The following is a 10,334-nucleotide window of genomic DNA, read 5'->3' as shown; positions in this document are numbered from 1 at the left end:
CACTTCCATCTTAGTCGAGAGGCACGCCATATTCCGACAGGGCCTGCCTGAACGTCGCCACGGACGTGTGCCGATGCGCGAACAGGCCCGCGTCTCGCGCGCCGGCGACGTTGGCTGCGAGATCGTCGACGAACAGGACGGACTGCGGCCTCACGCCGAGCTCGGAGAGGCAGAGGCGATAGCAGTGCGGGTCCGGCTTGGCCGTCTTGAATTGCGCCGAGGTGTAGATCCGGGAGCCGAACAGCGGTCGCAACTCCGGCAGCAGCGTGTCGATGTGGTCGGCGACCAGCGTGGTATTGTTGGTCAGGACGGCGATATCGACGGTTCTTCGCAAGCTGCCGGCGATGTCCAGCATCGCGCGATTCGCCTGCATTGAACGGCGCCGGGCCTCCACCCACTCGTCGAGCGAGAGCGGATAGCCGATGCGTTCGCCAAAACCTCGCAGATAGTCGGCAGCCTCGAGCGCGCCGGAATCGCCGAGCAGTTCGAATCCGCTGTCCCAGATCGCGTTGTGGACGGCTTCGCTGCTGGTCCCCGCAAGCTGCGCCAGATAGGCGACACGCGTCGCCCTGTCGTAGTCGCAAAGCACATTGTCCATGTCGAAGAGGACGAGCTTGATGGCATCAGTCACGGCGGCACTCGCGGATCGGCCGAACATCCGGCGTCATCGAAGTCATATCCCGCCCGAATGCGGGCGACAAATCCGCTCGTTGGCCTCCCTCACGGCTGTGAGGTACGACGCCGGGCCAGTTGATGCAGCACGGTGTCGATCGCCGGGACCGATCCGGTTTCGCGCAGCCAATTGTCGGCCAGCTCCCTCAACTCGCCCGGTGTCAGCCCGAATTTGCGGCGGAAGGCGCGGATGAAGGTCGAGTCGCTGCTGAAGCGCATGCCGACGGCGAGGTCGATCAGCCGCTTGTCCTGTGCGGACGGGGAGATCAGTTGCCGAAACGCGAGATTGAGCCGCTGCTCCCGCACATAATGCGCAAGCCCGCCCTCGGCCTCGAACAGCCGGTAGAGCGTCGCGCGCGAGATCTGGAAGTGGCGGCAGAGCTCTTCGCTGGTGAGCGCATCGGTTTCCAGATTGTTCGCGATGCGGCGCTTGATCATCGTGAGATAAAGATGTCGCTCGGCGCGCTCGAGGCCCGCGACGATCTCGGCCGTCCCGCCCGCGGCGGCCGCCACGAGATCGGCGATCGCCTCGACCGTGGCCTCGGCATTGCCAGTCGCCATCTCTGCTTCGGGCTGTGACGACAGGGCAAGCGCGCCATAGTGGCTGGCGAGCAGGCGTGCATGGGGGTGGTCCGACGGCAGCAGGGTTGCCGTCGCCGCATCCGGATGCGCGAGCCGCGGCGCCAGCATCGCGCGTTGCAGCACGATGGTCATCAGATGGGTGCGGCCGCCCGCGGCGCGCAGTGCGGTCCGGTTCGGTTGCGCCATGTCGATCAGAACAATGTCGCCTGGCCGCAGCGTGACCTCGCGGCGGCCTGAGCTGAACTGCATCTCGCCCTCGACGCAGAGGGTGATCTGAAAATGATCCATGATGCCGCGGGCGACGTGCGCGGGCGTGCGGTCATAGTCCTGGTCGGTGGCACGCGTGTCGATCAGCAAAGCGTTGCGGGTCATCCTTGTCACCGTGGTGACATGGAAATCGTCCTCCGCGGTGCGCGGAATGACCTCACAAATGTCGACCGTCATGGCCCGCAAGTGCGCGAGCGCCTCCGGACCGCGCCCGGGATTGTCCGCCGCCGTGCTTTCGTTCAAGGCAGTCCCGTCCACGTCCCCTCGCGATGCGGAAAGACCGCATGCAACTAAGCAAGCCAATGTCGGGTCTGGATGTAGCCATTCGGAAATCGGGGCGCAAGCGAGGCCGAGGTAGAATGTGCGTTCGTGTATTTGCAACCATCGAGAGATTCAGTCGGATTTTGTCGCGCTGAGACGCCGGGCACATCGTCCGTCCTGCCGTCCTGTTAGAGATTCTCCAGTCTCTGGAATGCGAGCGCGCCATGCGGGGCCGCGCCGTCGAAATGGGGTTGCCGCGTGGGGTCAATGGGAATTGGGGGGGCTGGCCGTCGGCAACGACGTTCGCGCAGCTGCCGTCGTCGCCGGACAATGAGAAGCTGCGGGATGCTTGTCATCCTGGTCCTGCCGTATCTCGCCTCGACCTCCGCCAGCAGGGCGCAGATCGACAATTACGGCATCTGGACCGCACTCAACAGCACGCCGGGGCAGGTGATCGAGTTCGGCACGCTGAGCAACGCTCCGATCGGCTCCCCGATCGGAACGAGCACATATCCTCACAGCGCGGTGTTTTCGGCCGATGGCCGCTTCGCCTATGTCGTTGCCATGTCCGGCGCGGTGGAGGTCATCGACGTCGTCGGCCGGACGGTCGTCGCGACCATACCCGTCGCCGGACAGACGGCGGGATTGGCGCTCAGCCCGGATGGCTCGAGCCTCTACGTGACGTCCTCCTCGGCCCATTCGGTCACGGTGATTTCCACCGCGACCAATGTCGTGGTCGGCTCCCCCATCGCGGTGGGGGCAGCCCCTTACGGCGTCGTCGTTTCGCCGGACGGGACCCGGGCCTATGTCGCCAACCAGGGCTCCGCGAACATTTCGATCATCGACGCCGCGTCGAAAACCGTCATCGGCACGGTCGCGGCGGGAAGCTCCCCCTCCGGCATCACAACGTCTCCGGACGGAAGCCGGATCTACGTGACCAATCAAAGCGATGGCAGCGTCACGGTGATCGATGCAGCGTCGCAATCGGTGGTGACGACGGTTTCGGTCTCCGGACTGCCCCTGAGCGTCGCGGCCAGCCCGGACGGGTCGCGGATCTATGTGACGACGCAGTCCAACCAACTCGTGGTGATCAATGCCCTGACGAACACCATCACGGCAAGCGTGACCCTGTCCGGCGGCCCGTCCAGCAACGGCATCGGAGTGACCGTGACGCCCGACGGCAGCCGGGCCTACATCACGACCGGCTTCGGGTTTTACGTGATGGATACGGCCACCAACACGATCCTGTCCTTCGTCACCATGCCGATCGTTGACAACGGCAATGCCGGGACCGCCTTCATCGGGCCGAACGTCATCGTTGCGGCGGGCGGGGCCGTCGCGGCGGGCAGCGATGCCGCGCTCACGGCGCTGGCCTTCGGGCAATATGTCAATTTCAACGGCGGCGCGCTGCGATTTACCAGTGCTTTCAGCACCGCGCGGACGATCTCGCTGCTGGCCGGCGGCGGCACGATCGACACCAACGGCTTCAATGCGACGTTGTCAGGGCAGATCATCAACACGGGATCCCTGACCAAGACGGGGCTGGGCACGCTGACGCTGACCGGCGCCAACACCTACAGCGGCGGGACCTTCGTCAATGGCGGCACGCTGGCCTTGAGCGGCGCCGGCACGCTGGGCGACGTCGGCGGGACGACCACGGTCAACAGCGGTGCCACGCTCGATCTGGGCGGCACGACGCAGACCCAGGGCGCGGTCGGCCTTAACGGCGGCACGATCCGCAACGGCAATCTGAACGCGCCCATTACCTCCATCGGAGGTGTCCTCAATGGCATCGGCGGGACCGGGAGCCTGACGACGACGGCCGGCTTCACCATGTTGCTCGGCAACAACGGCTACACCGGAGCCACGGCCGTGAATGGCGGTGTGCTCGACGTCGAAGGAACGATCACCGGCACCTCTTCGGTCACCGTGAATGCCGGTGGCGTGCTGATGGGATCGGGCACGATCGATCCGCTGTTGGTGGCGATTGCCGGCGGCGGCACGTTCGCGCCCGGCAACGGCACGCCCGGCAGCGTCACGAGCATCGTCGGCGATCTCGCCCTGCAATCGGGCGCGATCTATCAGGTCCAGGTCAATCCGTCGACGGCGTCCCATGCGAACGCCACGGGCAGCGCGACGCTGGGCGGCGCTAGTGTGAGCGCGGTGTTTGCGGCCGGCAGCTATATCGAGAAGAAATACACCATCCTCAGCGCGGGCGGCGGCCTCTCCGGCAGCTTTGCCTCGACCGTTGCCAGCAGCAATCTCCCGGCGAACTTCAAGACCGATCTCAGCTACGACGCAAACAATGCCTATCTCAACCTGTCGCTCGCCTTCGTGCCGCCGCCGAATTCCGGCCTGAACGGCAATCAGCAGGCGGTGGCGAACGCATTGGTCAATTCCTTCGATGTCAACGGCGGCATTCCGCTGATCTATGGCCGCATGACGGCGGCCGGCTTGACGCAAGCCTCGGGCGAACAAGGCACGGCAGCGCAGCAGACCACGTTCAGCGCCATGAGCCAGTTCATGGGCCTGCTCACCGATCCCTTCGCGCAGCGCGAGGGCGGGCCGGATCCCGCGAACGGTGCGGCTGGACTTGCCGAAGACGTTCAGGCCAGCGCCTATGCCGCACGCAAGCGCGCCGACGCGTTCGCCATGTTCGCCAAGGCGCCGGCGCAGGGATTTGCGCAGCGCTGGAGCGTGTGGGCCGCCGGCTTCGGCGGATCGCAATCGACCGACGGCAATGCTGCGGACGGCTCGAATGACACCACGAGCCGCATCGCCGGCACGGCGGTCGGCGCGGACTATTGGCTCGCGCCGAACACGAAGCTCGGCTTCGCGCTTGCCGGCGGTGGCACCAGCTTCGGCGTGAACGGTCTCGGCTCCGGTCGCTCCGACCTGCTCCAGGCCGGCACCTATCTTTACCACGCCAACGGCGCGGCCTACGTCTCCGCCGCGCTGGCCTATGGCTGGCAGAACATCACGACCGATCGCACCGTGACGGTCGCCGGCGCAGACCGCCTGCGCGCCGCATTCGACGCCAATGCGTATTCCGGTCGTCTCGAAGGCGGCTACCGCCTGGTCGGGTCATGGATCGGCGGGATCGGCCTCACGCCTTATGGGGCGATGCAGTTCACGACGCTCGACCTGCCAGCCTATGCCGAACACGTCGTCTCCGGCTCATCGGCATTCGCCTTGAACTACGCCGCGAAGAGCGTGACCGACAGCCGCAGCGAGCTCGGCCTGCGTACCGACAAGTCGTTCGCCACGCCGGCCGGCGTGTTGGCACTGCGCGGCCGTGTCGCCTGGGCGCATGATTTCAATCCCGATCGTGCGGCCGCCGCAACCTTTCAGGCGTTGCCGGTCGCAAGCTTCGTCGTCAACGGCGCAGCGCAGGCGCGCGACGCCGCGCTCACGACGGCTTCGGTCGAGATGAAATGGCTGAACGGCTGGTCGGCGGCGGCCACGTTCGAAGGCGAGTTCTCCAGCGTCACCCGCAGCTACGCCGGCAAGGGCAGCGTTCGCTACGGCTGGTGAGCGGTGGATCCCGTCACGCGGTCTTCGCGGGCCAGGGCACGACCTGTCCGGACATCACCAGCCGATCGCGGCCGCTGTCCTTCGCGGCATAGAGCGCGCGGTCGGCCGCAGCGACCAGCGTGCTGAAGTCCGTGGAGGTCAGGGACGGAAGACCGGTTGCGGCGCCGACGCTTACCGTGACCAACCGGGAGGGCGGATTCTGCGCATGCAGCATGGCAAGATCGTGCAGCGCCTGGCGAACCGCTTCCGCGACCTCCACGCAGCCATCCGGACCTGTGTTCGGCAACAACACGGCGAATTCCTCGCCGCCGTAGCGCGCCGCGAGGTCGGCGGGACGCCTGGCCTGGGTGGACAGGATCCGGCCCAGCGCGCGCAGGCACCCGTCGCCCGCCAGATGTCCGTAATGGTCGTTGAACTTCTTGAAATGATCGACGTCGATCAGCAGGAGCGAAAGCTGCGTGCCGTCGCGCCGGGCGCGCGCCCATTCGTCGGCAAGGCGTTCGTCGAATGCGCGCCGGTTGGCAAGGCCGGTGAGGCCGTCGGTCCTCGCAAGCGAAGCGAGCTTGTCCTGGAGATCCTTCTGCTCGGTCATGTCGCGCACGACCGCGACGACGCCGTCGATCGCGCCGCTGTCCGATGCCACCGTCACGTGCAGCGCCGCCTCCGCCCAGATCTCCCCTTTTTCGCGATGACGCTGGCGATAGACGAACCGCGCTTCCTCGGCCTCGCCGTTCTTCAGTGCCGTGATGGCCTGAGCGACCCGTTCCATGTCGTCGGCGTGAATGCCGGCCAGGGCCGACGTGTTCAGCAGTTCCTCGGCGGTCCAGCCGGTGATGCGCACGCATGACGGAGAGACATAGAGCAGCCGGTTATCCAGCCCGATCCGGGTTACCATGTCGCTGGATTGCTCGGCCAGCAGGCGGAAATTTGCCTCCTTGGCGACCAGGGCCTGCGCCATGCGCTGTCGCTGCCAGAGCTGACGGACCAGGTAGGAGCCGATCACCGCGATCAGCAGGACGAGGCCGACGACGAAAGTTATGCGTGTGGCGGCGGCGCGTCGCCAGGGAGCCAGCACGTCATCTTGGGACTTACTCGCCAGCACCATCAGGGGATAGCGGCTGCTGCGCTGGTAGTAGCTCAGGCGCTGCACGCCATCGAGCGGCGACTTGAAATAATAGACCGCTTCGGCGGGGCGGCTTTTCCAGCCTTTGAACAAGGGCGCATTGGACAGGTCGCGTCCGATGAAGGCGCCGCTCTCATCTCGGCTGCGTGCCAGCATGATGCCGCCATTGTTGAGCAGCGATGCCGAGCCGTTCGGCCCTAGGTCGAACCGCTCGTAGAATTTGACGAAATAGCTGACGTCGATCGTGAGCAGGGCAACGCCGGCGAAGCCGCCGTCGGGATCATTGATCCGCCGGGACGCCGTGATGATCCACTGGCCCCCGGAGCGGCTCTTGATGGGCGGTCCGATCAGCGTGCCCGTCTCCGTGGAGTCGCGGTGGCGCTGGAAATATTCCCGGTCGCTGTTGTTGAGCTTGGAAAAGTCGAGGCGCTCGGTCGTGGCAAGCCACCGGCCCGTCGCGTCATAGACGAAGATGCCGCGGATGCGGTCCGATGATTTGCGCGTCGGCAGATAGGCCTGGAGCTTCGTGATCGTGTCGGGGCCAGTCCCGTCGAGTTCGAGCCGGTGGACCAGTCCTACCAGGAGCGTATCGACCAGCTCGAACGTATCATCCGCGTGCTGGATCAGTGAATGTGCGAGGTTGGTGACGTCGATCTCGGCGTTCCTGAGGTCGACATTGCGAGCTTCCCATTCGCGCCAGGCGCTGAGGCCCAGGATCGTCACGCAGATCAGCCCAACGAAGCCCGCCGCCCAGAGCGGAAGGCGCGTCTTGCCGAATTCGCGGCTCGTGACCATCAGGCTTGCTCCAAATCGGGGCAAACCTCTCACTTTCGTCTTAACGGCCTCTTGCAAAATCTGCAATGATTGTGCGGGGTCCGTAATCAACCGGAAGGATTGCTGACACCGTCAGGACCGGTCGGGGAGCCACGCTACCGCAGTGCGACAATTCCGCCTGCCGCCTCATCCCTCCAGGGTGAAGCCGACGCGCAGCGTCACCTGATAGTGCCGCACGGCGCCGTTCTCGATATGGCCGCGCGTCTGCACCACCTCGAACCATTTCATCTCGCGGATGGTCTTGGACGCGCGGCTGATCGCGTTCTTGATCGCGTCCTCGATCGAGGTTTCGGACGATCCGACGAGGTCCAGGATCTTGTAGACATGATCACTCTCGGTTGCGGCCATGGGTCTTCCCTTGTTTCATCTTGCAGCGGACAAACGCGCTCGATGGAACGTGCATGCGAGCGCATGGCGTTGACTCTGAACGGGCGTGGGCGCCTCGGGTTCCCAGTGCCCGCTGGCCCCGGAGCGGAGGCGAGAAGAATGGTTTTCAAATCGCCCGCCGGCGTCGGATGCCGCGGTTGCCCGCGCGAAGACGGATGAGCTAACCTCTGCGCATGTCGTGGCATCTTCGAGTGCGGTGATGATCGGCCGTTGGACGAGGGGCACTCTGGTTGCGATCGGCCTCGGCGTGCTGCCTGCGCCTTGTATTGCGCAGGACGAACTCGATCGCGCGCCGGCGAGCATGGCTCTGCAGGTGACGACCGATCCCTCCACCATCGTGTGTCGCCGGCTGGACACGGTCAGTTTAGCCTCGCTGGTGTTCCTGCCGCTGCGCCGGACCTTCAGCGAGGATTTTGACGAGCATCCGCTGTCGAACGGACGCTGGATCCCGCATTATGCCGGCGGCGCGGCCTGGCCGGAGGCACGCTATTGGGGCGGCGACGGCTCCGACTTCAAGCGCAAGACCAGCGCCAATGGCGAGCAGCAGATCTACGTCGATCCGCGCTATGCCGGCCGCGCGGCCGCGCCGCTCGGGCTCGATCCGTTCAGGGTGAAGGACGGCGTGCTGTCGATCATCGCCAGCCGAACGCCGCCGGAATTGAAACAGCTGCTGTTCAACAACGAGTACATCTCGGGCATCCTGACGACCCAGGGCACGTTCGCCCAGAAGCACGGCTATTTCGAAATTCGCGCCAAGGTGCCGGTCGGCCACGCAGTGTGGCCGGCGTTCTGGATGCTGGCGGACGACGGCGGCTGGCCGCCGGAGGTCGATGTGCTGGAAGGCCGCGGCGAACGGCCGGGAGATCTGGTGATGACGACGCATTGGCGGATCCCTTCGACCCAGAAGATCCAGTCCTGCGGCTTCGATTTCGCGGTCGGCGACGCCTCGAGCGTATTCCACAATTACGGTGTGTTGTGGCAGGAGGATCGACTGGTCTATTTCATCGACCGCAGGCCGGTCTCCGACATCAAGGTGCCGATCGGCTTCGACGATCCCATGTACATGATCGTCAATCTGGCGATCGGGTCGAAGTTTTTTCCGGGCGTCAGTCAGGTCGATGCCGAATCGCCAGCGAGCGTCGCATTCGAGATCGACCGGATTTCCGTCTATCAGATCGATCTGGAGCTGGCACGGAGATAGCGATGTCAGCCGATGTCTCGCGGCGCCGTTTTGCCAAGCTCACGGGCCTCGCCGCGCTGGGCGTAGCAGCAGGTGCCGGGGCCGCGGAGAATGAAAAGTCCGCTTCGACCGACCGCCACCTGCCGGCGCCGTTCCCGAAGGATTTTCTGTGGGGCACGGCGACCTCGTCCTACCAGATCGAAGGCGCGGTCGACGAGGACGGTCGCGGCAAGTCGATCTGGGATATTTTCAGCCACACGCCCGGCAAGATCGAGGACGGCTCGACCGGCGACCGCGCCAACGAGCACTATCACCGCTACAAGGAGGACGTCGCGCTGATCAAGGCGCTCGGCGTCAAGGCCTACCGTTTCTCGATCGCATGGCCGCGCGTGTTTCCGGAAGGTTTTGGCCAGCCCAATCCTGAGGGCCTCGACTTCTACGACCGCCTCGTCGACGAACTGCTCGCGAACGGCATCGAGCCTTACGCGACGCTCTACCATTGGGACTTGCCGCAGGCACTCCAGGACCGCGTCGGGGGCTGGTCGTCGAGCGACACGTCGAAGGCTTTTGCTGACTACGCTGCGCATGTCGCCGCGCGCCTGACCGATCGCGTGAAGAACGTCTTCACCGTGAACGAGGTCGGGCGTTTCGTGAATTTCGGCTATGGCTGGGGCATCGATGCGCCCGGTCTCAAGCTGCCGACCGCGCAGCTCAACCAGGCGCGCCATCACGTCGCCTTGGCGCACGGGCTTGCCGTGCAGGCGATCCGCGCCGCGGGCCGCGCCGGCACCCGTGTCGGTGCGGCCGAGAACATCGCCGCCTGTGTGCCGGCGATCGCGACGCCGGAAAACATCCGCGCCGCCGAGATCGCGACGCGCGAGCTCAACGCCGGCTTCCTCGGCGTGGTGCTGGAGGGCAAATACACCGAGGGCTTTTTGGCCTATGCCGGCGCGGATGCGCCGAAATTCACCGCCGAGGAACTGAAGATCATCGGCGCGCCGAACGATTTCGTCGGCCTCAATATCTACGCGCCGCAATATTACGTCACGGCTTCCGACCGCGCGCCCGGCTTCCACGTGCTGCCGTTCCCCACCTCGTTCCCGCACATGAACTCGGATTGGCTGCGGGTCGGCCCGGAAGTGATCTACTGGGCGCCGCGCCTTGCGGCAAAGATCTGGAACATCGAGAATATCTACATCAGCGAGAACGGCGCCTCGTCCGAGGACAAGATCTCTGCCGACGGCCAGGTCTACGACCTCGACCGCATCATGTTCCTGCGCAATTACCTGTCCCAGATGCAGCGCGCGACCGCCGAGGGCGTGCCGATCCGCGGCTACTTCCTCTGGAGCCTGATGGACAATTTCGAGTGGATCTTCGGCTACGGCAAGCGCTTCGGCCTGTACCGGGTTGATTTCGAGACCCAGGCGAGGGTGCCGAAGCTGAGCGCGGCGTTCTATCGCGACGTGGTGGCACGGAACGCGATCGGGGGGTGAG

The 10,334-nt window shown here is 65.3% G+C and carries 7 protein-coding genes; 3 read left to right on the top strand and 4 right to left on the bottom strand.

Annotated features, from left to right (window positions below):
- Nucleotides 1–10: 10 nt before the first annotated feature.
- Nucleotides 11–658, bottom strand: a complete 648-nt coding sequence (locus XI03_RS03660) for an HAD family hydrolase (RefSeq protein WP_442869691.1) — start codon at nucleotides 656–658, stop codon at nucleotides 11–13.
- A gap of 62 nt (nucleotides 659–720) precedes the next feature.
- A complete protein-coding gene (locus XI03_RS03655) occupies nucleotides 721–1,764 on the bottom strand; it encodes a helix-turn-helix domain-containing protein (RefSeq protein WP_271591350.1) in 1,044 nt (347 codons plus the stop codon).
- Nucleotides 1,765–2,127: 363 nt separating this feature from the next.
- On the opposite strand from XI03_RS03655, the gene XI03_RS03650 reads away from it, so the two are divergent.
- Nucleotides 2,128–5,316: an autotransporter domain-containing protein gene (locus XI03_RS03650; RefSeq protein ID WP_271591349.1), complete on the top strand. Its 3,189-nt coding sequence runs from the start codon at nucleotides 2,128–2,130 to the stop codon at nucleotides 5,314–5,316.
- Between the two features lie 13 nt (nucleotides 5,317–5,329).
- Here the strand turns inward: XI03_RS03650 and XI03_RS03645 are convergent, their stop codons facing one another.
- Nucleotides 5,330–7,234, bottom strand: coding sequence for a sensor domain-containing diguanylate cyclase (locus tag XI03_RS03645; RefSeq protein ID WP_173015928.1), 1,905 nt, complete (start codon nucleotides 7,232–7,234; stop codon nucleotides 5,330–5,332).
- A 165-nt stretch (nucleotides 7,235–7,399) separates the two neighbouring features.
- Complete coding sequence (locus XI03_RS03640) at nucleotides 7,400–7,621, bottom strand: dodecin (protein WP_018316283.1); 222 nt, start codon at nucleotides 7,619–7,621, stop codon at nucleotides 7,400–7,402.
- A gap of 238 nt (nucleotides 7,622–7,859) precedes the next feature.
- Here XI03_RS03640 and XI03_RS03635 point away from each other — a divergent pair, with 238 nt between their 5' ends.
- Both XI03_RS03635 and XI03_RS03630 read left to right on the top strand, forming a co-directional pair.
- On the top strand, nucleotides 7,860–8,861 hold the full coding sequence (locus XI03_RS03635; protein ID WP_028139909.1) for a glycoside hydrolase family 16 protein: 1,002 nt from the start codon (nucleotides 7,860–7,862) through the stop codon (nucleotides 8,859–8,861).
- Between the two features lie 2 nt (nucleotides 8,862–8,863).
- Nucleotides 8,864–10,333 (top strand): GH1 family beta-glucosidase, encoded by a 1,470-nt coding sequence (locus XI03_RS03630; protein ID WP_271591348.1) that lies wholly within the window; start codon nucleotides 8,864–8,866, stop codon nucleotides 10,331–10,333.
- Nucleotide 10,334: the final 1 nt, after the last annotated feature.

The organism is Bradyrhizobium sp. CCBAU 65884 (assembly GCF_028128835.1).
Taxonomy (GTDB): domain Bacteria; phylum Pseudomonadota; class Alphaproteobacteria; order Rhizobiales; family Xanthobacteraceae; genus Bradyrhizobium; species Bradyrhizobium ottawaense.
This window is presented reverse-complemented; position numbering and strand designations above follow the sequence as displayed.

Excerpts from the sequence above, each read along its gene's own strand:
- XI03_RS03660 (WP_442869691.1), bottom strand. The coding sequence starts at position 658 with ATGTTCGGCCGATCCGCGAGTGCCGCCGTGACTGATGCCATCAAGCTC.
- XI03_RS03650 (WP_271591349.1), top strand. The coding sequence starts at position 2,128 with ATGCTTGTCATCCTGGTCCTGCCGTATCTCGCCTCGACCTCCGCCAGC.
- XI03_RS03645 (WP_173015928.1), bottom strand. The coding sequence starts at position 7,234 with ATGGTCACGAGCCGCGAATTCGGCAAGACGCGCCTTCCGCTCTGGGCG.
- XI03_RS03640 (WP_018316283.1), bottom strand. The coding sequence starts at position 7,621 with ATGGCCGCAACCGAGAGTGATCATGTCTACAAGATCCTGGACCTCGTC.
- XI03_RS03635 (WP_028139909.1), top strand. The coding sequence starts at position 7,860 with ATGATCGGCCGTTGGACGAGGGGCACTCTGGTTGCGATCGGCCTCGGC.
- XI03_RS03630 (WP_271591348.1), top strand. The coding sequence starts at position 8,864 with ATGTCAGCCGATGTCTCGCGGCGCCGTTTTGCCAAGCTCACGGGCCTC.